This window comes from Streptomyces sp. NPDC093600 (genome assembly GCF_044764755.1).
Lineage (GTDB): Bacteria > Actinomycetota > Actinomycetes > Streptomycetales > Streptomycetaceae > Streptomyces.
The window spans coordinates 179735-204306 of sequence record NZ_JBIWIU010000005.1; the positions used below are offsets into that span (position 1 = coordinate 179735).

The 24572-nt window shown below is 73.6% G+C and carries 19 protein-coding genes; 13 read left to right on the forward strand and 6 right to left on the reverse strand.

The annotated features are described in order from the left end of the window. The first annotated feature begins 133 nt into the window (after nt 1–133). From ACIRB4_RS15570 to ACIRB4_RS15595, 6 genes are all read left to right on the forward strand, one after another. A complete protein-coding gene (locus tag ACIRB4_RS15570; protein WP_403291509.1) occupies nt 134–2527 on the forward strand; it encodes an MFS transporter in 2394 nt (797 codons plus the stop codon). Nucleotides 2528–2628: 101 nt separating this feature from the next. Beyond that, nucleotides 2629–3462 (forward strand): M55 family metallopeptidase, encoded by an 834-nt coding sequence (locus ACIRB4_RS15575; RefSeq protein WP_403291510.1) that lies wholly within the window; start codon nt 2629–2631, stop codon nt 3460–3462. After that, the gene (locus tag ACIRB4_RS15580; protein WP_403291512.1) at nt 3455–4789 is read left to right on the forward strand and encodes a M20/M25/M40 family metallo-hydrolase; all 1335 of its coding nucleotides are present in this window, start codon (nt 3455–3457) and stop codon (nt 4787–4789) included. The genes ACIRB4_RS15575 and ACIRB4_RS15580 overlap by 8 nt, the downstream gene beginning before the upstream one ends. Nucleotides 4790–4800: 11 nt before the next feature. After that, the gene (locus tag ACIRB4_RS15585; RefSeq protein WP_403291514.1) at nt 4801–6792 is read left to right on the forward strand and encodes a prolyl oligopeptidase family serine peptidase; all 1992 of its coding nucleotides are present in this window, start codon (nt 4801–4803) and stop codon (nt 6790–6792) included. Continuing rightward, complete coding sequence (locus tag ACIRB4_RS15590; protein ID WP_403291515.1) at nt 6789–7757, forward strand: LD-carboxypeptidase; 969 nt, start codon at nt 6789–6791, stop codon at nt 7755–7757. Before ACIRB4_RS15585 ends, ACIRB4_RS15590 begins: the two co-directional genes overlap by 4 nt. Before the next feature lie 332 nt (nt 7758–8089). After that, nucleotides 8090–9868, forward strand: coding sequence for a CocE/NonD family hydrolase (locus ACIRB4_RS15595; RefSeq protein ID WP_403291517.1), 1779 nt, complete (start codon nt 8090–8092; stop codon nt 9866–9868). A gap of 27 nt (nt 9869–9895) precedes the next feature. On the opposite strand, the gene ACIRB4_RS15600 is transcribed toward ACIRB4_RS15595, so the two are convergent. Together ACIRB4_RS15600 and ACIRB4_RS15605 are read right to left on the reverse strand one after the other, a co-directional pair. Beyond that, nucleotides 9896–10984, reverse strand: coding sequence for an adenosine deaminase (locus tag ACIRB4_RS15600; RefSeq protein WP_403291519.1), 1089 nt, complete (start codon nt 10982–10984; stop codon nt 9896–9898). 88 nt (nt 10985–11072) lie between these two features. After that, on the reverse strand, nt 11073–11822 hold the full coding sequence (locus tag ACIRB4_RS15605) for a GntR family transcriptional regulator (RefSeq protein ID WP_403291520.1): 750 nt from the start codon (nt 11820–11822) through the stop codon (nt 11073–11075). 168 nt (nt 11823–11990) lie between these two features. Here ACIRB4_RS15605 and ACIRB4_RS15610 point away from each other — a divergent pair, with 168 nt between their 5' ends. Next, nucleotides 11991–13421: an MFS transporter gene (locus tag ACIRB4_RS15610; protein ID WP_403291522.1), complete on the forward strand. Its 1431-nt coding sequence runs from the start codon at nt 11991–11993 to the stop codon at nt 13419–13421. A 72-nt stretch (nt 13422–13493) separates the two neighbouring features. Beyond that, entirely contained in the window at nt 13494–14036 is a 543-nt protein-coding gene (locus ACIRB4_RS15615; RefSeq protein ID WP_403291524.1) for a GNAT family N-acetyltransferase, read from the forward strand. A 111-nt stretch (nt 14037–14147) separates the two neighbouring features. Here ACIRB4_RS15615 and ACIRB4_RS15620 read toward each other — a convergent pair whose 3' ends face one another. Continuing rightward, nucleotides 14148–14519, reverse strand: coding sequence for a VOC family protein (locus ACIRB4_RS15620; protein WP_403291526.1), 372 nt, complete (start codon nt 14517–14519; stop codon nt 14148–14150). A 31-nt stretch (nt 14520–14550) separates the two neighbouring features. Next, nucleotides 14551–15378, reverse strand: a complete 828-nt coding sequence (locus ACIRB4_RS15625) for a methyltransferase domain-containing protein (protein ID WP_403291528.1) — start codon at nt 15376–15378, stop codon at nt 14551–14553. A gap of 196 nt (nt 15379–15574) precedes the next feature. Between ACIRB4_RS15625 and ACIRB4_RS15630 the strand changes: the two genes are divergently transcribed. From ACIRB4_RS15630 to ACIRB4_RS15640, 3 genes are all read left to right on the forward strand, one after another. Continuing rightward, on the forward strand, nt 15575–17425 hold the full coding sequence (locus ACIRB4_RS15630; RefSeq protein WP_403291529.1) for a transketolase: 1851 nt from the start codon (nt 15575–15577) through the stop codon (nt 17423–17425). A 375-nt stretch (nt 17426–17800) separates the two neighbouring features. Next, the gene (locus ACIRB4_RS15635) at nt 17801–19033 is read left to right on the forward strand and encodes an aminotransferase class I/II-fold pyridoxal phosphate-dependent enzyme (RefSeq protein ID WP_403291530.1); all 1233 of its coding nucleotides are present in this window, start codon (nt 17801–17803) and stop codon (nt 19031–19033) included. A gap of 70 nt (nt 19034–19103) precedes the next feature. Beyond that, nucleotides 19104–20129 (forward strand): MBL fold metallo-hydrolase, encoded by a 1026-nt coding sequence (locus tag ACIRB4_RS15640; RefSeq protein ID WP_403291532.1) that lies wholly within the window; start codon nt 19104–19106, stop codon nt 20127–20129. Here the strand turns inward: ACIRB4_RS15640 and ACIRB4_RS15645 are convergent. After that, a complete protein-coding gene (locus ACIRB4_RS15645; RefSeq protein ID WP_403291533.1) occupies nt 20109–20768 on the reverse strand; it encodes a DedA family protein in 660 nt (219 codons plus the stop codon). The genes ACIRB4_RS15640 and ACIRB4_RS15645 overlap by 21 nt on opposite strands. Then, on the reverse strand, nt 20765–21538 hold the full coding sequence (locus tag ACIRB4_RS15650; RefSeq protein WP_403291851.1) for an MBL fold metallo-hydrolase: 774 nt from the start codon (nt 21536–21538) through the stop codon (nt 20765–20767). Before ACIRB4_RS15650 ends, ACIRB4_RS15645 begins: the two co-directional genes overlap by 4 nt. Before the next feature lie 303 nt (nt 21539–21841). Here ACIRB4_RS15650 and ACIRB4_RS15655 point away from each other — a divergent pair, with 303 nt between their 5' ends. Next, nucleotides 21842–22246 carry a recombinase family protein gene (locus ACIRB4_RS15655; RefSeq protein ID WP_403291535.1) on the forward strand — a complete coding sequence of 135 codons (405 nt, stop codon included), beginning with the start codon at nt 21842–21844 and terminating at the stop codon, nt 22244–22246. 120 nt (nt 22247–22366) lie between these two features. After that, nucleotides 22367–24559, forward strand: a complete 2193-nt coding sequence (locus tag ACIRB4_RS15660) for a phage holin family protein (protein ID WP_403291537.1) — start codon at nt 22367–22369, stop codon at nt 24557–24559. The last annotated feature ends 13 nt before the right edge of the window (nt 24560–24572 follow it).

Here is a 24572-nt window from a genome sequence, read left to right on the forward strand (position 1 = left end):
CCAAGTGCCACCTGGTGCAGGCGTGTTCACGCCCCTGGGTGCCACCGACCCTCCCTCCCGTCCGACTTGCTCCCGCTTCGCGCCCAATGCGAAGAATGGCGCGGCGCTGACGTCGTGACGAGGGGAGCAACACGTGGGTGCGATCGCGATGGTGAAAGCCGCCGAGGACACGACGCCACTCGTCGAGGGCGATCCACCGTCCGGCCAGGAACCGCCGCCCGACGCGGAACCGGCCCTCGATCCCCGCCGGGTCCGGTGGGTCTTCTCCGGGCTCATGCTCGCGCTGCTGCTCGCCGCGCTGGAGCAGATGATCGTCGCCACCGCCCTGCCGAAGATCGTCGGCGAACTCCAGGGCCTGGACCGGATGTCCTGGGCGATCACCGCCTACCTCCTCACCGCCACCATCGGCCTGCCCGTCTACGGCAAGCTCGGCGACCTCTTCGGCCGCAAGGGCGTCTTCCTCTTCGCCATCGTGGTCTTCGTCATCGGCTCGGCCCTGGCCGGCTGGTCGCGGACCATGAACGAGCTCATCGCCTTCCGGGCCGTGCAGGGCGTCGGCGCCGGCGGCCTCATGATCGGTGTGCAGGCGATCATCGCCGACATCGTCCCGGCCAGGGAACGCGCCCGCTACATGGGCCTCATCGGGGCCGCCTTCGGTCTGGCCTCCGTCGCCGGACCCCTCCTCGGCGGATTCTTCACCGACCACGTCTCCTGGCGCTGGTGCTTCTACTTCAACGTCCCCTTCGGCCTCGTCACCCTCGCCGTCGTCGCCCTCGTCCTCAAGCTCCCCAAGCCCGCGCAGCGGGCGCGGCTCGACGTCCTCGGCGCGCTCCTGCTGGCCGCCGCCTCCACCTGCGTCGTCCTGCTGACCAGCTGGGGCGGGACCGAGTACGCGTGGAACTCCCGGGTCGTCATCGGTCTCGGCTGCGGGGCCGCCGTGACCACCCTGCTCTTCCTGGTCGTCGAGCACGTCGCACCCGAACCCCTCATCCCGCTGCGGTTGTTCCGCGACTCGGTCTTCACCGTCACCAGCCTCGTCGGAGCGGTCGTCGGCATCGCGCTGTTCGGCGCCGCCAGCTATCTGCCGACCTTCCTGCAGATGGTGGAGGGCGCCACCGCCACCGAGTCCGGCCTCCTCATGCTGCCCCTGATGGGCGGGATCGTCGTCGCGTCGATCGTCTCCGGACAGCTCATCAGCCGCACGGGCCACTACCGGATCTACCCGGTGCTCGGCGGCGCCGTCTCCGTCGTCGGCATGTGGCTGCTCTCCCGGATGGAGACGGACACCCCGCGCCTGCACCACAGCGTCTGGCAGGCCGTCCTCGGCGTCGGCATCGGCCTCGTCATGCCGGTCCTCATCCTCGCCGTGCAGAACTCCGTACGCCCCGCCGACCTCGGCACCGCCACCAGCGCCCACAACTACTTCCGCCAGATCGGAGGCAGCGTCGGCGCCGCCGTCTTCGGCACGCTCTTCGCCGCCCGGCTCGACGACGCCCTCGCCGACTCCCTGCCGCGCACGGCGGGAGCGGCCCTGCCCGCCGCCGAATCGATCACCCCGCAGGCGGTGCACGCCCTGCCGCCCGCCCTGCGCGACGCCTACATCCAGGCGTACGCGGACGCGATGCCGCGCATCTTCCTCTACCTCGTGCCGGTCCTCGTGCTCGGCCTCGTTCTCGCCTTCTTCCTCAAGGAGAAACCGCTGGTGTCCCACCACACCCCCGCCGCCGAGGCCACCGCCCCGATCCCCCCGGCCCGGACGGCGCCCTCGTCCGGGCTCCCGGTCTGCGGCACCGTCCAGCACCACGACGGCACCCGCGTCCCGCGCGCCGCCCTCACCCTCATCGACGTCCAGGGCCGGCAAATCGGCCGGGGCGGCAGCGGCGAGGACGGGCGGTACGCGCTCAGCGTGCCGGGCGCCGGCTCGTACGTCCTGATCGCCGCGGCCGGCGGGCACCAGCCGCAGGCCGTCTCCGTCACCGTCGGCGAACGCCCCGTCGAGCTCGACGTGGTCCTCGGCGGCGCGGGCCGGCTGGCCGGAACGGTCGTCACCGCCGACGGTTCTCCCGTACGGGACGCGGCGGTCACCCTCACCGACGTACGCGGAGAGGTCGTGGCCTCCACCCGCAGCGGACGCGACGGCGGTTATGTGATCACCGAACTGGTGGCGGGGGAGTACACGCTGGCCGCCAGCGCCCCCGCCTTCCGGCCCGCCGCCCTCCCGGTGAGCGTGCAGGCCTCCCGCGAGACCCGCCAGGACATCGAGCTGGCGGGCGGCGCGGTGCTGCGCGGCACGGTCCGCGCGGGCGGCGGCCGCCCCGTCGAGGACGCCCGGGTCACCCTCCTCGACGCCGCCGGGAACGTGGTGGACACCCTCACGACCGGCCCGGACGGAATCTTCCGGTTCGTGGACCTGTCCTCCGGCGAGTACACCGTCATCGCCGCCGGCTATCCGCCGGTCGCCACCGTCCTGCGGATGGCCGGCGGCGGGCGCACCGAACGCGACCTGCAGCTCGGCCACGAGGACTGACCCACCCTCGACGGCGCCCCGGCCGGCGTCACCGGTCCACTCCACCGACACTTGTCCACAGGGGTGGTCGTGCCGCCGGTCGCCGCGTACGGTTTCCAGGCATGAAGATCCTGATCAGCGCCGACATGGAAGGCGCCACCGGCGTCACCTGGCCCGCCGACGTGCTGCCGGGGACGCCGCAGTGGGAGCGGTGCCGGTCCATGTTCACCTCCGACGTGAACGCGGCGGTGCTCGGCTTCTTCGACGGCGGCGCCGACGAGGTGCTCGTCAACGAGGCGCACTGGACGATGCGGAACCTGCTCCTCGAACGGCTCGACGAGCGGGCCGAGATGCTCACCGGCCGGCACAAGTCGCTCTCCATGGTGGAGGGCGTGCAGCACGGCGACGTCGACGGCATCGCCTTCGTCGGCTATCACACCGGCGCGGGCGCCGAGGGTGTGCTCGCCCACACCTATCTCGCCAACTCCATCACCGGCGTGTGGCTGAACGGCGAGCGGGCGAGCGAGGGCCTGCTCAACGCCCATGTGGTGGCGGAGTACGGCGTGCCGGTCGTCCTCGTCACCGGGGACGACCTGACCTGCGAGGACGCCCTCGGGTACGCGCCCGAGGCACACAAGGTCGCGGTCAAGGACCATGTCTCGCGGTACGCGGCGGTGTGCCGCACCCCGGCCCGTACGGCCGCCGAGATCCGGGCGGCGGCCAAGGCGGCGGCAAGCCTCGCCGTACGGCACGAGCCGGTGCGGGGCGGGCCGTTCACGGTGGAGCTGGAGTTCGACGCCGAGCATCTCGCGGCCGCCGCCACGGTGGTGCCCGGCACGGCACGGAGCGGCGAACGCCGCGTCGCGTACACCAGCGAGACGATGTACGAAGGCATTCGCACGTTCAAGGCGGTCACGACCATCGTCTCGGCCGCCGTGGAGGAGCAGTATGGCTGAGCCGACCCAGCGGCCCGACGCCGCGGCCCTCGACGAGGTGGTGACCTTCACCTCCGAGCTGATCCGGATCGACACCACCAACAGGGGCGGCGGGGACTGCCGTGAGCGGCCCGCGGCCGAGTACGTCGCCGAACGCCTCGCCGCCACCGGCCTCGAACCCGCCCTCCTGGAGCGGACGCCCGGCCGCACCAACGTGGTGGCCCGGATCGAGGGCACCGACCCGTCCGCCGACGCCCTGCTCGTCCACGGCCATCTGGACGTGGTCCCGGCCGAGCCCGCCGACTGGGCCGTGCACCCCTTCTCCGGCGAGGTCCGCGACGGAGTGGTGTGGGGGCGCGGGGCCGTCGACATGAAGAACATGGACGCGATGGTGCTCGCCGTGGTCCGCTCCTGGGCCCGCCAGGGAATCCGGCCGCGCCGCGACATCGTCCTCGCGTACACCGCCGACGAGGAGGCCAGCGCCGAGGACGGCTCGGGCTACCTCGCCGACCAGCACCCCGGCCTGTTCGAAGGCTGCACGGAAGGCATCAGCGAATCCGGGGCGTTCAGCTTCCACCCGCACCCCGGCATGACGCTCTACCCGATCGCGGCCGGTGAACGGGGCACCGCCTGGGTCAAGCTGACCGCCCACGGCCGGGCCGGCCACGGCTCCAAGGTGAACACCGCCAACGCCGTCACGCGGCTCGCGGCCGCCGTCGCCCGCATCGGCGACCACGCGTGGCCGGTCCGTCTCACGCCGACCGTACGGGCCGCGCTCACCGAACTGGCCGCGCTGTACGGCATCGAGACGGACGTCTCCGCCGACGGCTTCGACGTCGACCGGCTCCTGGAGAAGCTCGGCCCGGCCGCCGCCCTGGTCGAACCGACCGTCCGCAACAGCGCCAACCCCACGATGCTGGAGGCCGGTTACAAGGTGAACGTCATCCCGGGCCACGCCGTCGCCTATGTCGACGGCCGCATGCTGCCCGGCGGCGAGGAGGAGTTCGCCGCGACCATGGACCGGCTCACCGGGCCTGACGTGGAGTGGGAGTTCCACCACCGCGAGGTCCCTCTGGAAGCCCCCGTCGACTCCCCGACCTTCGCCAAGCTGCGGGCCGCCGTGGAGCACTTCGACCCGGCCGGCCATGTCGTGCCGTTCGCCATGTCCGGAGGCACCGACGCCAAGCAGTTCTCCCGGCTCGGGATCACCGGCTACGGCTTCTCCCCGCTGAAGCTCCCCCCGGAGCTGGACTACGGCGCGATGTTCCACGGCGTCGACGAGCGCGTCCCCGTCGACGCGCTGCACTTCGGCGTCCGCGTCCTCGACCACTATCTCCGGTCCGCCTGAGAGGAGTCGGCATGGTACCCACGGGCCCCTACGGCAGCTGGCCCTCTCCCATCGGCGCCGCGCTGGCCGCCTCCCGCGACGGACGCCCCGAGTATCTCGGCGCCGTCGGCGACGAGCTGTGGTGGACGGCGCCGCGCCCCGCCGAGGGCGGCCGGCGCACTCTGATGCGCCGACGCGCCGACGGGGCCGAGGAACAGGCCCTCCCCCTCCCGTGGAACGTGCGCAGCCGGGTGATCGAGTACGGCGGGCAGCCCTGGGCGGGACACGCGCGGGAGGCCGGCGGGCCCCTGATCGTCTTCGCTCACTTCCCCGACCAGCGGCTGTACGCGTACGAGCCGGACGGCGACGGCGCCCTGGCCGCCCCCCGGCCCCTGACGCCCGTCTCCGCCGTCGGCGGCGGCGGCCTGCGCTGGGCGGACCCCGTGATCCGCCCCGAGCGGGGCGAGGTCTGGTGCGTCCTGGAGGAGTTCACCGGGCCCGCGCCGACCGATGTGCGCCGGGTCCTGGCCGCCGTCCCCCTGGACGGATCGGCGGCGGACGACCGGTCGGCCATCCGTGAACTGACCGACGGCCGCCATCGTTTCGTCACCGGGCCCCGGCTCTCCCCGGACGGCCGACGGGTCGCCTGGATCGGCTGGGACCACCCCCGGATGCCCTGGGACGGTACGGAGGTCCTGCTCGCCGACGTCACGGCCGACGGCGCCTTCGCGGACGTCCGGTCCGTCGCCGGCGGGCCCGAGGAGTCCGTGCCGCAGGTCGGCTGGACCGCCGACGGGCAGCTGCTGCACCTCAGCGACCGCAGCGGCTGGTGGAACCTCTACCGCTCGGGCCCGGACGGCGAGCCGGCCGCCCTGTGCCCCCGCGCCGAGGAGTTCGGCGGCCCCCTGTGGAAGATCGGCCTCAGCTGGTTCCAGCCCCTGGAGAACGGCCTGGTCGCCGTCGTCCACGGCAAGGGGGCGACCGCCCTCGGGATACTCGACCCGGACAGCGGCGAGCTCGTCGACGCCGCGGGCCCCTGGACCGAGTGGGCCCCCACGCTCGCCGCGCACGGCACCCGGGTCGCCGGCGTCGCCGCCAGCCCCCGCAGCGGCTACGAGATCGTGGAGCTCGACACCGTCACCGGCCGGGCCCGCGTCGTCGGCTCGGCCCACGACGACCCGGTCGACCCCGCGTACTACCCCGAGCCCCAGATCCGTACCTTCACCGGACCCGACAACCGCGAGATCCACGCACACGTCTACCCGCCGCACAGCCCGGACCGGATCGGCCCCGCCGAGGAGCTGCCGCCCTATGTGGTGTGGGCGCACGGCGGACCGACCGGGCACGCCCCCCTCGTCCTCGACCTGGAGATCGCCTACTTCACCTCCCGGGGGATCGGCGTCGCCGAGGTCAACTACGGCGGCTCCACCGGATACGGCCGCGAGTACCGCGAACGGCTGCGCGAACAGTGGGGCGTCGTCGACGTGGAGGACTGCGCCGCGGTGGCCGAGGCGCTCGCCTCCGAGGGCACCGCCGACCCGGCACGGCTCGCGATCCGCGGCGGCAGCGCCGGCGGCTGGACCACCGCCGCCTCCCTGGCCGGCAGCGACCTCTACGCCTGCGGCACGATCATCTACCCCATCCTCGACCTCCTCGGCTGGGCCACCGGCGAGACCCACGATTTCGAATCCCGCTATCCGGAGTCGCTCATCGGCCCGCTCGCCGAGGTCCCGGCGCGCTACCGAGAACGCTCGCCGCTCCACCGTGTCGAGCGGATCTCCGCCCCGTTCCTGCTGCTCCAAGGGCTCGACGACGTGATCTGCCCGCCCGCCCAGAGCGAACGGTTCCTGGCCGCGATCGCCGGGCGGGGCGTCCCGCACGCCTACCTCACCTTCGAGGGCGAGAGCCACGGCTTCCGGCGCGCCGAGACGATGATCCGGGCCCTGGAGGCCGAACTCTCGCTGTACGTCCAGACCTTCGGCATCGACCGGCCGGACGTCCCGCTCCTGGAGCTGCGGAAGTGACGGCCGACCGGGGGACGCCGGCGAACCCCGCGGCGAGGGCCCGGGAGCTGACCCGGCCCGGCCGGCTGCGCCCCGGGGACCGTGTGGCGGTCGTCGCGCCGAGCGGCCCCGTGCCCGAGGAGCGGCTCGCGGACGGCCTCGGCATCCTGCGCGGCTGGGGTCTTGAGCCGGTGGTGGCCCCCCATGTCCTGCATCGACACCCGGAGTTGGACTACCTCGCCGGTACGGACGCGGCGCGCGCCCGGGACTTCCAGGAGGCCTGGTGCGACCCCGGCGTGGCGGCGGTGATCTGCGCCCGGGGCGGCTACGGCGTCCAGCGGATGGTGGACCTGCTCGACTGGACGGCGATCCGGGCGGCCGGCCCCAAGGTTCTCGTCGGCTACAGCGACATCACCGCCCTGCACGAGGCCTTCGCGGTACGCGCGGGGCTCGCCACCCTGCACGGGCCGATGGTCGCGGCGGCGACCTTCCTCAAGGACCCCCGCACCCAGGAGTCGTTGCGGGCCGCGCTGTTCGAGCCCGAGTCGGTACGCACGCTGGGACTGGAGACCGCGAGGCCGCTGGTGCCGGGCCGGGCCCACGGCGTCACTCTCGGCGGATGCGTCAGCCTTCTCGCCGCCGACCTGTCCACCCCGCACGCCCGCCCCTCCGCCCGGGGCGGCCTGCTGCTCCTGGAAGACGTGGGGGAGGAGCCGTACCGCCTGGACCGGGTCCTCACCCAACTGCTGCGCTCCGGCTGGCTGGACGGGGTCGCGGCCGTCGGCCTGGGCTCCTGGGCCGAGTGCGGGCCGTACGAAGACGTCCGCGCGGTCCTCGCCGACCGGCTCGGCGGCCTCGGGGTCCCGGTGGTGGAGGAGATGGGCTTCGGGCACGGCGAGACGGCGCTGACCGTCCCGCTCGGGGTGCCGGGGGTGCTGGACGCCGGGTCGGGGACGCTCACCCTGGACGTACCCGCGCTGACGTGAACCGGCCTGGCCTCCGGCCGGGTCGAGCCATGGCCCGCGTTGAGCCGAACCGGCTCGTCCGGCGCGTCGGGCCGAACCTGTTCGGTCCGGCGCGTTGAGCCGAACCTGCTCGGTCCCGTCGCGCCGGGCCGAACTCCGCTCGGCTCGGCCCGTGGTGAGCCGACCCTGCTCAACGCCTGCCCCCGCACCTTTACTGAATCTCCGTCAACGACCCTTGTCACAGGCGTTGACGCGGCTATGACAGGCGTCACACCATGGGCCCTGCCCCGTACTGACCAGTCGGTAAGCCGAGGGGCCCGTGCCGTTCATGTGTCCTCAGCGTGGAGGTCTCCGTGTCCCGTGCCCTGCCCCGATCCCGGAAGGCCCTCGCCCTGGTGGCCGGTACGGCGCTGGCGGCGCCGCTCGCGTTCGCGGGGCCGGTGCAAGCGGCCGAGCCCGGCGCGTACACCGTCACCCCGCTGACGTTCACCGTCGAGGCGGGCGGCCGCAGCTGTGTGATCGACGCCGACCTCTACCGGCCCGCCGGAGTGGACGCCGACAATCCGGCGCCCGCGGTCCTCGCCACCAACGGCTTCGGCGGGAGCAAGAAAGACGGATCCACCGACGCCATCGGCAAGGCCTTCGCCGCCCGCGGCTTCGTCGGACTCGTCTACTCCGGCCTCGGCTTCGGCGCGTCGGGCTGTCTGATCTCACTCGACGACCCGCGCATCGACGGACAGGCCGCCTCCCGGCTCGTCGACTTCCTCGGCGGCGCCCGAGCCGCCGACGACGGGACCCGCGCCGACTTCGTCCTGCGCGACGGGGCCTCCGACCCCCGGGTCGGCATGATCGGCGGCTCCTACGGCGGCGCGATCCAGCTCGCCACCGCCTCCGTCGACCCCCGGCTCGACGCCCTCGTCCCCCTCATCACCTGGAACGACCTCGCCTACTCCCTCGCCCCGAACAGTGCCGACCGCGCGACCCCCGGCGTCTTCAAGTGGCAGTGGGCCAACGGCTTCTACCTCATAGGCGAGGGCCAGCCGCTGCTGGCGCCGTCCCTCGACCCCAGCCGGTTCAACTCCCTGCGCTGTCTGCACTTCGTCACCGACGCCTGCGACACCATGCGGCTGCTCAACTCCGGCCGCTACCCGGACGCCGAGACGCGGAAGATGCTCGACTTCGCCCGGAGCGTCTCCCCGATGTCCTACCTCGACCGGGTCAAGGCGCCCACGCTGATCGTCCAGGGCCAGTCCGACAGCCTCTTCACCCTCAACGAGGCCCAGGACACCTACGAACACCTGGAGGCGCGCGGCGTCGACACCAAGATGATCTGGCAGTCCTGGGGGCACAGCGGCGGGATCACCGATCCGGCGGCCGGGGAACTCGACCTCGGGCAGGGCAACCTGGAGACCAGCTACGTGGGCCGGCGTGTGCTCGCGTGGTTCGACCGGTATCTGCTGGGCGACCGGAAGGCCGACACCGGGCCCGAGTTCGCCTACTACCGCGACTGGCGGAGCGGTTACGGCACCGCCGCGAGGGTGCCCGGGCTCAGCCAGCGGCTCTACCTCTCCGGGGACGGCAAGCTCGTCGACAACCGGACCAAGGTCGCCCGGGGCTCACGCCAGTACACCAACTGGCCCGTTCCGACGAGCCACTCGGAGGCCTCGCTCGCCGGTCTGATCGGACTGCCCGACCCCCAGCCGTACGACACCCGGGGCACCTACCTGGGCTGGACCAGCGCCCCGCTCACCGCGCCCGTCGACGTCGTCGGCGCACCGAGGGCCACGCTCCGGGTCGTCTCCCCGCAGACCGAGCGCGTCCAGGACTCCGGCGACGCCGCAGACAAGCTCGTCCTCTTCGCCAAGATCTACGACATCGCCCCGGACGGGAAGAAGACCCTGGTCAACCGGCTCGTCGCGCCGGTTCGGGTGCCCGACGCGACCCGGCCGTTCACGGTCGAGCTGCCGGGGATCGTGCACCGTTACGAGACGGGCCACCGGCTGGAGTTCGTGATCGCCGCCAGCGACACGGCGTACCTGGGCAACCAGGGCGTCAAGCCGGTGACCGTCACCAGCGCCCCCGAGGACACGGGGACACTGGAACTGCCGGTCGTCGAGGGTGTCGTCCGCTGATCCGCTGGGTCCGCTGATCCGCTTCCGCTAGAGCGCCGCGTAGCCCGGGCGGACGACCTCGTCGATCAGCCGCTGCCGCTCCGGCAGCGGCAGGAAGGCGGCGTCGAGCGCGGCGACGGTGAACTCCTCGAAGACCTCCGGGCCGTACCCGAAGGCGTCCACCATGTGCTGGAACTCCTGGCTCATGGTGGTGCCGGAGACCAGACGGTTGTCGGTGTTGAGGGTGATCCGGAAACCGAGCCGGCGCAGCTCGTCGATCGGGTGCGAGGCGTAGTCCTTGGCGGCACCCGTCTGGAGGTTGGAGGTCGGACAGACCTCCAGGGCGATGCGGTTGTCACGGACGTACGCGGCGAGATGGCCCAGGGTGCCGTCCTCGGCGATGTCGTCCGTGATCCGCACGCCGTGGCCGATGCGCTCGCTGCCGCAGATCTGCACGGCCTCGTGGATCGACTCGGCGCCGACCGCCTCGCCCGCGTGGATGGTGAAGTGGCAGTTGTTCCGCTTCAGGTGCTGGAAGGCGGGGAGGTGGCGGGCCGGCGGGTTGCCGATCTCGCCGCCCGCGATGTCGAAGCCGGCGACGCCGTTCTCCCGGTGGGCGACGGTGAGCCGCGCGATCTCCAGCGAGCGGTCGGTGTGGCGCATGCCGGTGAGCAGGGTGCGGACGGTGATCCGGCCGCCGGAGCGGCGCTCGCCCTCGCGGAAGCCGTCGTTGACCGCCTCGACGACCTCGTCGAGGGTCAGCCCGCCCTCCAGGTGCTGTTCGGGGGCGTAGCGGATCTCGGCGTAGACGACCCCGTCCGCCGCCAGGTCCTCGGCGCACTCGGCCGCGATCCGCTCCAGGGCGGAGCGGGTCTGCATCACCGCGCACGTGTGGGCGAAGGTCTCCAGGTACCGCTCCAGCGAACCGGAGTCGGCGGCGTCCCGGAACCAGACCGCCAGCTCGGCCGGGTCCTCGGTCGGCAGCGCGGTGTAGCCGCACTCACGCGCCAGCTCGACGATCGTGGCGGGGCGCAGCCCGCCGTCGAGGTGGTCGTGGAGAACGGCCTTCGGGGCCCGCCTGATCCACTCGGAGACGGTGGGCGCGACGGGTGCGGCGGGGTTGTCAGACAAGTGCATGGCGGGGAAGTGTACGCCAAGCCCGGCCCGGTCGCTGTGACGGCGGCGACAGAGACGTCGGCGGTCGCCCGGAGGGTCAGTCGCCGGGTCAGTTCGACTGGAGGACCGGCAGCGCGGGAGCGCCCGTCGGGAGCATGTGCTTGGCGGCCAGGACCGGGGTCTCGCCCACCCGGACCACCTGGGTGACCAGTACGGCCGGGGTGTCGGCCGGGCGCCCCAGCTGCTCCCCCCGGCGCTGGCCGAGCAGGGTCGCGGTCACACTGCTGTGCGCCCCCAGCGGCACCCCGCGCGAGGCCCCGGCGAGCACCGCCAGCATCGAGGTGCGCCCGGCCGCCGGCTCGGTGCGCAGGGCCCGCGCGAAGTCGGGGTGCGCCCGCTCCAGTACGTCGTCGGCGGCCGCCCACTCCTGGCTGAGCGCGGCCGCCGTACCCTCCCCGGCCAGCAGGGACTCCCAGAACCGCAGCTCCGACCTGGCCGGGGCGAGCAGATGCTGGGTGGTGAAGTCGGTGGGCTCCTCGACTGTCCGCAGCAGCGCCCGGACGGTCAGCGGGGCGCCCGCCCCGATCAGCTCTTCCAGTGGCTGGATGTGCTCGAAACCGCGCCGCGGCGGACGGTCGGCGACGGTCCGGCCGACCCCGCGCCGTACCGAGAGCAGTCCGTCCTCCTGGAGCAGGAGCAGCGCCTCGCGCAGGGCGGGGCGGCTCACCCCCAGTTCGGTCGCGAGCTTGGGCTCCGAGGGGAGGGTCGAGCCCGGGGGATAGGTGCCGTCGTGGATGGCGTCCGCGATCCGTTCGTAGAGCACCACGACGGGTCGCCGTTGCTGTCCGCTGACTGCCACTGCCCCTCCTCCACCGACTTGTCGGCAAGTCAACGGTATTCGGATTCACAGGTCAAAGGGTCTTGACGTGTGACGCGCGTAGAGTCCAGCCTGTCGTGGCACTGCTTGTCAGACAAGCTCGACGAGTGGCGTGCGTAACGACGTGACATCCAAGGCAAAGGGGCCGACATGTCAGCAAAATCCGACCTCAGCGGCCGCGGGCCCATGCTCCTGGCGATGGTGTTGGCCGTCCTCGGCTACCAGATCAACGCCACGATGCTCAGCCCCGCGCTGCCGGATGTCATCGAGCGCCTGGGCACCACCACGGCCGCCGCCGGTCTCTCGCAGACCCTGTTCTTCCTGATGGCGGCCATCGGCCAGGTCACCCTCGCGCGCCTCAGCGACCAGCGGGGCCGCAAGCCGATGATGATCGTCTGCGCCTTCGTGCTGATCGCCGGTAACCTGCTCTGCGTCTTCGCGCCCAACATCGAGGTCTTCATCGCCGGCCGTGTCCTCCAGGGCATCTCCGCCGCGATGTTCACCCTCGCCTTCCTCACCCTGAACCAGCTGCTCACCCCGGCCGGCTTCGGCAAGGCGGCGGGCATCATCACCGCCGTCAACGGCGGCCTGGCGGGCGTCGACGCCATCGCCGGCGGCCAGATCGCCGACACCATCGGCTTCCGCGGCATCTTCGTCTGCTCGACGCTGATCGCGGTCGCGGGCCTGATCGGCGTACGGAAGTACGTCCCCGACGTCCCGGCCACCGCCCCCGAGGGCCGTCTCGACTCCCGGGGCATCGCCGCCCTCGCGCTCGGCCTCACCGGCATCCTCGTCGGCCTCGCCCAGGGCGCCGCCTGGGGCTGGACTTCTGTCCTCACCCTCGGCTTCCTGCTCGGCGGCCTCGCCTCGCTCGCCTTCTTCGTCGTGTCGCAGAAGAGCGCCGCCGACCCCGTCATCGACATCGAGGTCCTGGCCTCCCGCCGCGCCTGGCCGCTGCTGCTCACCACGGTCTGCACCCTCGGCGGCGCCTTCGGAGCCATCGCGCTCACCATCCCGCTGTTCTCCCAGGACGCACGCGTCGGCCTCGGCCTCTCCGCCGTCACCGCGGCCGTCCTCTTCCTCACCCCCATCCAACTGATCGGCGTGGTCTCCGCCCCGCTGACCGGCCGCCTCGGTCCGAAGATCGGCTGGCGCACGATCGTGGTCGCCGGCGCCGTCGCCAACTTCGCGATCTTCCTCTTCGCCACGTTCTTCCTGCACCAGGAGTGGGTCCTGGTCGCCGCGCTGGCCGCGCTCGGTGTCACCTACGGCGGCTTCATGCTCACCGGCCTCAACGGCCTCGCCGTCACCACCGCCCCCAAGGACAAGCCGGGCTCGCTCTCCGGGCTCAACGGGGCCTGCTTCGGTATCGGTGCCTCGCTCGGCATCGCCCTCGCCTCCGCCATGATCACGGCGGGCAGCGACGCCCAGGGCGTCACCGAGGCCGGCTACCAGCACGCGATGTACGCGGCGCTAGCCCTGCTCGGCATCGGCGTCGTCACGGCCCTCCTCATCGAGCGCCCCGACCCGGCGGCCGACGCCTCCGAGGACGAACCGCGGCTGGTGCTCTCGCACCACTGACCGGGCGGCCGGCGGCTCGCGTGGCCTCACCCGGACGCGTCCGGGGGCGGCGTCCGGGGATAGCCTGGCAAGGTGATCGACGACCCTGGGCGATACCTCACCGCGGGCCCCCGTGTGGGGCTGCGGCCCTACACACCGGGCGACGCGGAGGAGTTCACCGCCCACGTCCGCGCCAGCCGCGAGCTGCACCGCCCCTGGCTCTTCCCGCCGGACCACCTCCAGGCGTACGCGGCCTACGCGCGGGCGATGGACGAGGACCCGGCGAGGGAGGGGTTCCTCGTCTGCGAACGCGAGGAGGGCGGTCGGCTCGCCGGATTCGTCAACATCAACAACATCGTCCGCGGCGCCTTCCTCAGCGGAGCCCTCGGCTACGGCGCCTTCGCGCACGCCGCCGGCCGCGGACTCCTGAGCGAGGCGCTGGGACTCCTCCTGCCGTACGCCTTCGGCCCGCTCGGACTGCACCGCCTGGAGGCCAACATCCAGCCGGGCAACGCCGCCTCCCGCGCCCTGGTGCGCCGCGCCGGATTCCGCCTCGAAGGCTTCTCGCCCGCCATGCTCTTCATCGACGGCGCCTGGCGCGACCACGAACGCTGGGCGATCACCGCCCCGCCCTAGGTGTCTTGACCTCACGAGCGGAGTTGCGCGCACGCCCCGGGGGCACCGCCGGCGCGCTCCTCACGGACCTCGTGGTGTCCGCCTTCGCCGGCGCCTGACGAACGAGGAGCCCTACGCGTTCCGGAAGGCGGCCTGGTCCCGGCGCTGGTCGACGTACTCGAAGACCGAGCCGTCCGGGTGGACCGCGATGAGGTTGCGGCCCGCCGGGGTCGGCACCGGGCCGGCCAGGACCTTCGCGCCGGCCTCGGTGAGCGAGGTGAACGCGGCGTCCACATCCTGGACGGAGATGGTGGCCGCCACCTTCCGCAGCACCTCCAGCTCCGACTCCGGGCCGCTCATCAGCAGGAAACACCCGACGGCCGCGACCGAGACGCCACCACGCTCGAAGCGCAGGGCGCGGCCGCCGGTGAGCCGCTCGTAGAAGCCGACCGCCTCGTCGAGGTCGTCGACACAGACACGCAGCGTGGTTCCGAGAATGTCCATACGGACGACCCTAGTTGAACGGGGCGGGCCGTCAGGAGACCCGGCACAGGATCTCGCCGTGCGGCACCATGAACCAGGCGTCCTCCCGCCGGCCCCACTCCCGCCACGCCTCGGCGATCGCGGCAAGCCGTTCCCGGGTGGTGTGGCCGCCGTCCACCGCCAGCTTCGCGTAGACGGACTCGGTCGTACGGTCCGCCCACAGCCCGCTCCACCACGCCCGCTCCTCCGGGGTGGCGAAACACCAGGTCGCCGCGGTCGTCGTGACGTCGGTGAACCCGGCCTGCCGCGCCCAGGCGAACAGCCGCCGTCCGGCGTCCGGTTCACCGCCGTTGGCGCGCGCGACCCGGCGGTACAGCTCGCGCCACTCGGCCAGGGCCGGCGGCTCCGGGTACCAGGCGAAGGAGCCGTAGTCGCTGTCGCGGGCGGCCACCAGCCCGCCGGGACGGCACACCCGCCGCATCTCGCGCAGCGCCCGCACCGGGTCGCCGACGTGCTGCAGCACCTGATGGGCGTGGACGACGTCGAAGGAGTCGTCGGGGAAGTCCAGGTCGTGCACGTCGGCGACCGCGAACTCCACGTTCCGAACGCCCCGTTCGGCGGCGGTGGCGCGCGCCTTGGCGAGGACGTCCTCGGCCGCGTCCACCGCCGTCACCCGGCCCGGCGCGACCAGTGCGGCCAGATCGGCGGTGATGGTGCCCGGCCCGCAGCCCACGTCCAGGACGTCCAGACCCGGCCGCAGCTCCGGGACCAGATACGCCGCGGAGTTGGCGGCGGTGCGCCAGCTGTGCGAGCGCAGCACCGACTCGTGGTGGCCGTGGGTGTAGACGGCGGTCTCCTGGTGCGCGGACTTCTGGGTCATGACCGGACTCCCTTGGGTGAGTGGGTGGGGCCACCGTACGCCGCACCGCCGCATAGTGAGATGCAAATCTTGGAATACGGACAAGGTGCCGGTGGACGACCCGGGTTACTCCCCGGCTGCGTGGGCACCCGCGTGGTGTGCACCGCCGCCAGTGCCCGCCCGCCGCGACAGAAGAACGCGTGGAGGAAGGTCCGCCATGAACGAAACGTTGTCCGCGCTCGCCCAGCAGCTCAGGGTCGACTCCGTGCGAGCCGCCGACGCGGCCGGCTCGGGCCATCCCACCTCCTCGATGTCTGCGGCGGAGATCGGCGCCGTCCTCCTCGCCCGCCACCTACGCTACGACTTCGACCGCCCCGACCATCCGGGCAACGACCGCCTCATCCTCTCCAAGGGCCACGCCTCGCCCCTGCTCTACGCCATGTACCGGGCGGCCGGCGTCGTCGCCGACGGGGAACTGCTCACCTTCCGCCGCCGCGGCAGCCTCCTCGAAGGCCACCCCACGCCCCGGCTGCCCTGGGTCGACGTCGCGACCGGCTCCCTGGGCCAGGGCCTGCCCGTCGGGGTCGGCATGGCGCTCGCTGGGAAGTTCCTCGACCACGTCCCGTACCAGGTGTGGGTGGTCTGCGGGGACAGCGAGATGGCCGAGGGGTCGATCTGGGAGGCCGTGGAGCACGCGTCGTACTGCCGGCTCGACAACCTCACGCTGATCGTCGACGTCAACCGGCTCGGCCAGCGCGGACCCACCCGCCACCAGCACGATCTGGGCGCCTACGCGGCCCGCCTCGAAGCCTTCGGCTGGCACACCGTGCCGATCGACGGGCACGACGTCGACGCCGTGGACGCGGCGCTGCGGGAGGCCCGCGCCACCGTCGGGCGCCCCACCGCGATCCTCGCCGCCACCCGCAAGGGCCGGGGTGTGGCCGCCGTGGAGAACCGCGAGGGCATGCACGGCAAACCGCTCCCGGACGCCGAGGCCGCCGTCGCCGAGCTGGGCGGCACCAGCGACCTCCAGGTCGATGTGACCGACCCGCCCGCCGCACAGGTCCCCCGCCACGAGCGGGGCCGCGCGCCGGACCTCCCGCGCTACGACAAGGGCGGCGAGGAGGTCGCCACCCGCAACGCCTACGGAGAGGCCCTCGCCGCCCTCGGCGCCGTGCGCGGTGACGTCGTGGCGCTCGACGGCGAGGTCGGCGACTCCACGCGCACCGAGTTCTTCGCCAAGGCGCATCCCGAACGCCACTTCGAATGCTGGATCGCCGAGCAGCAGCTCGTCGCGGCCGCCGTGGGGCTCCAGGCGCGCGGATACGTCCCGTACGCCTCGACGTTCGCCGCCTTCCTCACCCGCGCCCACGACTTCATCCGGATGGCGGCCGTCAGCAGGGCAGGGATCAACCTGGTGGGCTCCCACGCCGGTGTCGCCATCGGCCAGGACGGGCCCAGCCAGATGGGCCTGGAGGACCTGGCGATGATGCGGTCGGTGCACGGCAGCACCGTCCTCTACCCCTGCGATCCCAACCAGACGGCGAAGCTGGTCACGGCGATGGCCGACCTGGACGGCGTCCGCTATCTGCGCACGTCGCGCGGCGCGTCCCCGGTCCTCTACGGCCCCGACGAGGAGTTCCCGGTCGGCGGCAGCAAGGTGCTGCGCAGCCACGGCGAGGACGACCGCGCGACCATCGTCGCCGCCGGGGTCACCGTCCACGAGGCGCTGCGTGCCGCCGACCGGCTGGAGGAGCTCGGCCTGCCCGTACGGGTCATCGACCTGTACTCGGTCAAGCCGGTGGACACCGCCACCCTCGACCAGGCGGCCGGCACCACGGGCTGCGTCCTGACCGTCGAGGACCACCGGCCCGAGGGCGGGATCGGCGACGCGGTCGCCGAGGCGTACGCCAACGGCCACGGCGACGTGCCCCGCCTGGCCCGGCTCGCCGTCCGCTCGATGCCCGCCTCCGCGACGCCGGAGGAACAGCTCCACGAGGCGGGGATCGACGCGGACGCGATCGTATCGGCGGTCGAGCTGATGCTGGAGCGGGTCCTGGTGCGCTGACCCCGGCGACCGGTCGCCGGTCCGGGAGGGCCGACGGCGGGCGCACCCGACGGCGGACTGAGGAGGACCGCCCGTGCGGCCGGCCCTCCCGGACCGGGCCCCCGTGACCCGACCCCGGCGACCGGTCGGCGGTCGGGAGGGCCGCCTGTGCCCCCGCCCGGGCAGACGACGACCGCCCCCGCCCCCGAGCCCCCCTCCCGTCACCCCGACGGCGGCGCGTGCCGCGCGCACCGCTCCGCTCCGGCGGCACCCGGCCCGGCGCCCGTCGACCACCCGCCGGCGCCGTCCTTTGCGGCGGCGAGTCCCCATGAATCTTCGTATAAAGGGCAGTGGCGCCATGGGCGTGCGCCGCCCGTGGCTCAGGAGGTACGGAAGATGCGACAGACGGCTCCGGAAGGCCGCGGCCCGGTGCGCTACGGGCCGCCCACGCCGGAGCCCGACCTGCCCGTGCTCCCCGGGCAGGCCGCGATCCTCGCCGCGGCCGCCGGCCGCGGCGCCGTCGAGCCGCCCGGCGGCGGCCCCGTCCTGCGCGAGGCCGCCGGCGGGTACTGGTGGCGGCGCGGACTGCGCACCCACGCCGAGGACGTCGTCGCCGCCCCCGGCGCCCAGCCCCTGCTGCTCGCCCTCCTCGCCGCCCACGGCGGGGACGTCCTGATGCCCCGGCCGTGCCCCGCCTGGTGGACGCCGCAGGCGCGCCTGCTCGGCCGCCCCGCCTACCACGTGCCCACCCCCGCGGAGTGCGGCGGCATCCCCGACCCCTACGCCCTGTTCGAGACCGTGCGGCGGGTGCGCGCCGAGGGCGGACAGCCCCGGCTGCTGCTGATCTCGGTCGCCGACGACCCCACCGGCACCGTCGCCCCACCGGAACTGGTGCGCGAGGCCTGCGAGGCGGCCGTCTCCGAAGGGCTGCACATCATCAGCGACGAGACGTGGCGCGACACCCTGCACCACCCCGAGGACACCGTGCTGGTCAGCCCCGCCGAGATGTGCCCGGACGACGTCACCGTCCTCTACGACCTGGCGGGCGCCCTCGCCCCCGCCGCCTGGCCCTGCGCCGTCGCCCGCTTCCCGCCCACCGCCCCCGCGCGCGACGACCGGTACGCCGACCCGCGGGCCCGCGCCCTGGACGTCCTCACCGCCCTCGGCGCCGTCGTCGCCGGCCCGGTCGCCCCCGCCGCCGCGTACGCCCTCGACGAACCCGAGGAGGTCACCGTACGGGCCGCCCGGAGCGCCGCCCTCCACGCGCGCGTGGGCACGGCCGCCCACCGGGCCGTCCTCACCGCCGGAGCCCTCGCCCTGCCCCCGCAGGCCGGCCGCCATCTCTACGCCGACCTCGGACCGCTGCGGGCCGGGCTCGCCGCCCGGGGCGTCACCGACTCCCTGGAGCTGGAGAACCATCTCACCGAACGGCTCGGCACCCCCGTCCCCGGCGGCCACCGCTTCGGCGACGAACTCGGCGCGCTGCGGGTCAGGTTCGACACCGGAGCGCTCCTGGGCCCGACCGAGGAGGAACGGAAGGAGGCGCTCACCGCGGACGCGCCCGAGGAACTGCCACACGTGAGCCGCGCGTTGGGCTCCTTCGGAGCCGCCCTGGAGGAACTCCGGTGACCCCCGGGGAACTCCGGCACCACCCCAGAACCGGATATCCCCGACGAGCCGCCGAGAACGGAGCCCGCAGATGACGGAACAGACGGCACGCCCGGCCGAGCCCCCGCTCACCCGCCGCGTCCCCACGGCCCCGGTGCTCCAGCCCCTCGGGCGGCTCCGGGAAGACTGGCCGCGCTCCTTCGCCGACCGCCTCACCGCCCCGCTCCCCGGAGTCCGCGCCATGGCCCGGCTGGCCCGCGAGGGCACCATGCGCCCCGGCCGCGACGGGCTGCGCGACATCCCGCTGCTGCCGTACGAGCCCGGCCCGCTGCCGGCCGCCGGACCCGGCACCGTCTCCGTCACCTGGGCCGGACACGCCAGCTGGATCGTCGGCATCGGCGGTCTGACCGTCCTCACCGACCCCGTCTGGTCGCGCCGGATCCTCGGCACCCCGGCCCGGATCACCCCGGTCGGAGTGCCCTGGGAGGAGCTGCCCCGGGTCGACGCCGTCGTCATCAGCCACAACCACTTCGACCACCTCGACGCCCCCACCCTCAAGCGGCTGCCCCGCGACACCCCCGTCTTCGTCCCCGCAGGACTCGGCCGCTGGTTCACCCGCCGGCGCTTCACCCGGGTCACCGAACTCGACTGGTGGGAGGCGTGCGAACTCGACGGCGTACGCGTGGAGTTCGTCCCCGCCCACCACTGGTCGAAGCGAACCCTCCTCGACACCTGCCGCTCCCTGTGGGGCGGCTGGGTCCTCACCGACCCGTCCGGCCGCCAGGTCTACTTCGCCGGGGACACCGGCTACGGCCACTGGTTCACCGAGATCGGCCGCCGCCACCCCGGCATCGACCTCGCGCTGCTCCCCATCGGCGCCTACGCGCCGCGCTGGTGGCTCCGCGACGTCCACACCGACCCCGAGGAGGCCGTCCGCGCGTTCCAGGACCTCGGCGCGCGACGGATGGCGCCCATGCACTGGGCGGCGTTCGTCCTCTCCTCCGAGCCGGTCCTCGAACCCCTCACCCGGGTCCGGGCCGCCTGGGATCGGGCCGGTCTGCCCCGCGAGGACCTCTGGGACCTCCCGGTCGGCGCCTCACGCGTGCTCGCCCCCTGATGTGTTCGCGTCCTCGCCCCGTGCTGCCCGTATCCGACGCCACAACCCAGGAGCCCCGCTGATCAGCAGCGCCAGGACCACCGCCGCCACCACGCCCTGCCACGGCTCGGGGAAGAGCGAGCCGCCCAGAATCCCGATCAGCTGATACGTCGCCGCCCACGCCAGACACGCCGGCAGGTCCCCGCGGACGAACCGGCGCAGCGGCATGCCTGCGAGCAGGCACGCCAGCATCACCGGGATCCGCCCGGCCGGCACAAGACGCGACAGGACGAGCACCGACACCTGATGAGTCTCCAACCGCTCCCTCGCCTGCGCGAGCCGCTCCGGAGCGGCCCGGCCGCGCAGCGCCGCGAGCCACCGCGAACCGTTCTTCGACCGGACACCGCGCTGCCCCAGCCAGTACAGCGCCACATCACCCACGAGCGCAGCGAAGGCCGCCACCAGGAAGACGAAGAGCAGCGCGAGCGGCGCCGTCTGGTGGAAGGCGACGACGGCCGCCGAGCTGACGACCGCGCCCGTCGGCACCACCGGCACCAGCGCGCCCAGCGCCACCAGCAGGAACAGCGAGGGATAGCCGACCGCCTGCTGCGTCGACTCGGGCGGCAGCTCCCGCACCGCCTCCAGCAGCCCGTCGATCACCGGGCGACCTCCGGCCGCACCCGCTCGCCGTGCCCGAGGAGATGCACCGCCACCTTCGGCGCGAGCCGCGCCGCGTGCCGCACGAACTCGTCACCGGGCGCGTGGAACTCGTGCGGCCGCACGGCGTCCATCCCGATCGGCCAGTACGTGCCGTAGTGCACCGGCACCGCCGCGGCCGGCGCGAGCGCCGCCAGCGCCCGGGCCGCCCGCCCCGCGTCCAGATGGCCGTGGCCCAGATACGGCCCCCAACCGCCCACCGGAAGGAGCGCCACGTCCACCGGCCCCACCGCCTCCGCCATACCGTCGAAGAGACCGGTGTCCCCGGCGAAGTACGTCCGCGCCTCGCCCTCGACCACATAGCCGAGGGCGGGGGAGCGGTGCGGCCCCACCGGAAGGCGCCGCCCGTCGTGCAGCGCCGGCACGGCCCGTACGGTCACGCCCTCCACCGCCAGTTCGTCGCCGGGCGCCATCTCGGTCAGCCGCAGGCCGAGGCCGTCCAGCCTCCGCAGCCCCGGCACGGCGCGCGGGGCGCCGTCCGGCACGATCAGCCGGGTCCCGGGCGCGAGCCGGGCGAGCGAGGGCAGATGGAGATGGTCCGCGTGCAGATGGGAGACGAGCACCGCCTCGGCGGCCGCGGCCTCGGGCGGCGGAAGCGCCCCGCGCCGCCGCCGCAGATGCGCGAGCCGGCGCGCGAAGAGCGGATCGGTGAGGAAGCGGACCCCGGAGTCCTCGACCGTGCACGTGGCGTGACCCCACCAGGTGACCTCCACCGGCCCGCCCGCCCTTCCCGTCGACGACGACCTCGGCACTCCGTTACGAGAGTAGATGCCCCGGCGGGCGATGCGGGGGCGTCCCGGGCGGGGCGCGGGGGTAGCCATCCGTCAGCGAGGCGATGGGAGCCGCGGTGAGCACCAAGGGGACGATCGGCAATTCGGCGCAGTGCCCGCGCTGCGGAGGCGTCCTGGCGGTCACCCAGGACGGCTGGAGGATCTGCCACACCTGTGGCTACTCCTCCCCGCCGTGAGCCCGGTCGCACCCTCCTCGCCCGTCCGGCTTCGGAGTAGGGTCGGCCCATGGACGACGTTCGGGTGGCGGCGATCGCCAGCCTCACCCCGCTCGAGGAACTCGACAGCGACCCCTTCCTGGTCGACACCCGCAGCCAGCACGCGATGTGCACCCGCTGGGCCCGCGACAAGGGCTATGTGGTGGCACGGCAGCTGCTCTTCTACGGAATCCGCCCCGACCACGCCGCCCTCTGGGCCGACGTCGAAGCGGGCACGGTCGACCTCTTCGTCGCCCCCAACGAACGCGTCCTCGCACGGGCCTTGACCGACGTCGCCGGCTTCTTCGCGGAGTGCGAGCGGCGGGGCGTACGCCTGGAGACCGCGGGCCTGGACGAGCCTGCGTACGACGCGGCCGGAAAGGCCGACGTCCACCGCCGGCTCTCCATGCCCACCGCCGGATACGACGGCTGCTAGCAAGCCTTCCGCCAGAGCACTTCCGCCCGAGCAGCACTTCCCCCGGGGCAAGCGGTCCGCCCGGCCCGGGCAGGCGCTGTGCCACGCTTGAGGCAGGAAACCGGTGAAGGGTGAACAGGCGTGGGAGACGGGCGAGGGCGGATCGCCGGACGCTGGCGGACCGCGGGCGGCGCGCTGTTGCGGGTGATCGTGGTCTGGGCGGTGTCCACCCTGACCATGCTCGCCCTGGCCGGACTGCTGCCCGACTTCCAGCTCCAGTCCCCCGACGGCGACACCATCACCCGTACCGCGCTCACCGCTGTCTGGGGCGCGGGCGCGTTCGGCCTGCTCGGCGCGCTGGTGTGGCCCGTGATCGTACGGGCCCTGCTGCTCGTACCGGCCCTGATACTGGGCCTGTTGGTGTTCTTCCTCAACGGCTCGCTGCTGCTCGTGGCGCTCTGGCTGATCCCCGACGGGCGGGGCGCCGCCGACCCGGAGACCGCCGTCGTGGTCGCCGCGGTGATGTCCGCCGTCGCCTCGGCCACCTCCACCGCCCTCGCCGTTCGCGACGACGACGCCTACCGCCGCCGCCTCTACCGCCTCGCCGACCGGACCAGGACCCGCCCGGCGAGCGGAGCTCCCGGCGGACCCGGGCCCGAGCCCGTCCACGGCACCCTCTTCCTGCAACTCGACGGCGTCGGCCACCAGGTGCTCCGCGACGCCGTCGCCGCCGGGCTGATGCCGACCGTCGCCGGCTGGCTCGACACCACCCACCGGCTCACGCCCTGGCGCACCGACTGGTCCAGCCAGACCGGCGCCAGCCAGCTCGGCATCCTGCACGGCTCCAACGAGGACGTGCCCGCGTTCCGCTGGTACGAGAAGGACACCGGCCGGCTGATGGTCAGCAACCGTCCGGCCGGCGCCGTCGAACTCCAGCGCCGGGCCATCGAACGCACCGGGGACGGCGGGCTGCTGACGGTCGACGGGGCCTCGCGCGGCAACCTGTTCAGCGGCGGCGCCGACCAGCTCGCGCTCGTGCTCTCCATGGCGGCCCGCCGAGGCCGCCGCAACCGCTCGCGGGCCGGCTACTTCGCCTACTTCTCCGACCCCGCCAACGCCGTACGCACCGCCGGGTCGTTCGTCGCCGAGGCCGCCCGCGAGACGGTCCAGGCGACCCGGGCGCGGCTGCGCAAGGAGACGCCCCGGGTCTCGCGGGGCGGCGCGTACCCCCTCATCCGGGCCTTCGCGACCGTCGTCGAGCGGGACGTGGTCGTCGCCGCGGTGATCGGGGACATGCTGGCGGGACGGACCGCCGTCTACGCCGACCTCGTCGCCTACGACGAGGTGGCGCACCACTCGGGGCCGCACGGCCGGGACACCGACCAGGTCCTCGCGCGGCTCGACCGCTCGATCGCGCTGATCGCGAAGGTGGCGGAGCACGCGCCCCGGCCGTACCGGATCGTGCTCCTCTCCGACCACGGCCAGAGCCCAGGGGAGACCTTCGAGAGCGCCTACGGGCTCACCCTCAAGGACCTCGTACGGGCCGGGTGCGGGCTGCCCGTCCCGCGCAGGGCCGGGCGCACGCCCAGCGGCTCCGAGGCCAGGGACGCGGCGCGCGACGCGCTGCGCAGCGCGCTGCACCGCCCGGTCGACGAGTACGACGAGTACGACGAGTACGACGAGTACGGCGAGGGGACACGGGAGAGCGGGGAGGCGGGGGCACCGGCCGGCCGGTCGTCCGAGCCGCTGGTGCTGGCCTCCGGCAACCTGGGACTGATCTCCTTCCCGGACGTCCCGCACCGGATGACCAAGGAGGAGATCGACCGCCGCCATCCCGCTCTCCTGCGGACCCTGGCCAACCACCCCGGCATCGGCTTCCTGCTGGTCGCGAGCGCCGAGCACGGTTCGGTGGTGCTGGGCCGGGACGGGGCGGAGGTGCCGGTCGCCGAGCTCGCCGACGACGGGCCGCTCGCCGTCTTCGGGCCGGGCGCGGCGGACGCGGTGCGGCGCACGGACGGCTTCCCGCACGTCGCGGACATCATGGTCAACTCGAAGTACGACCCGGCGACCGGCACGGTCCACGCCTTCGAGGAGCAGATCGGCTCGCACGGCGGCCTCGGCGGCGAGCAGGCGTACCCCTTCCTGCTGTCGCCGGTGGAGCTGTCGCCGCCGCCGGCCGATCTGGTGGGCGCCGAGCAGGTGCACCGGGTGCTGCGCGGCTGGCTGAGGGAGTGCGCGGGGCCGCAGGTTCCGCTGCAGATTTCACTGCCCACGGACAATACGGAAGTACTTCTTCCGGTTGATGGCCCGGTCGGGCAGGACAAAACCAGCTGATTTGGACGGGTGT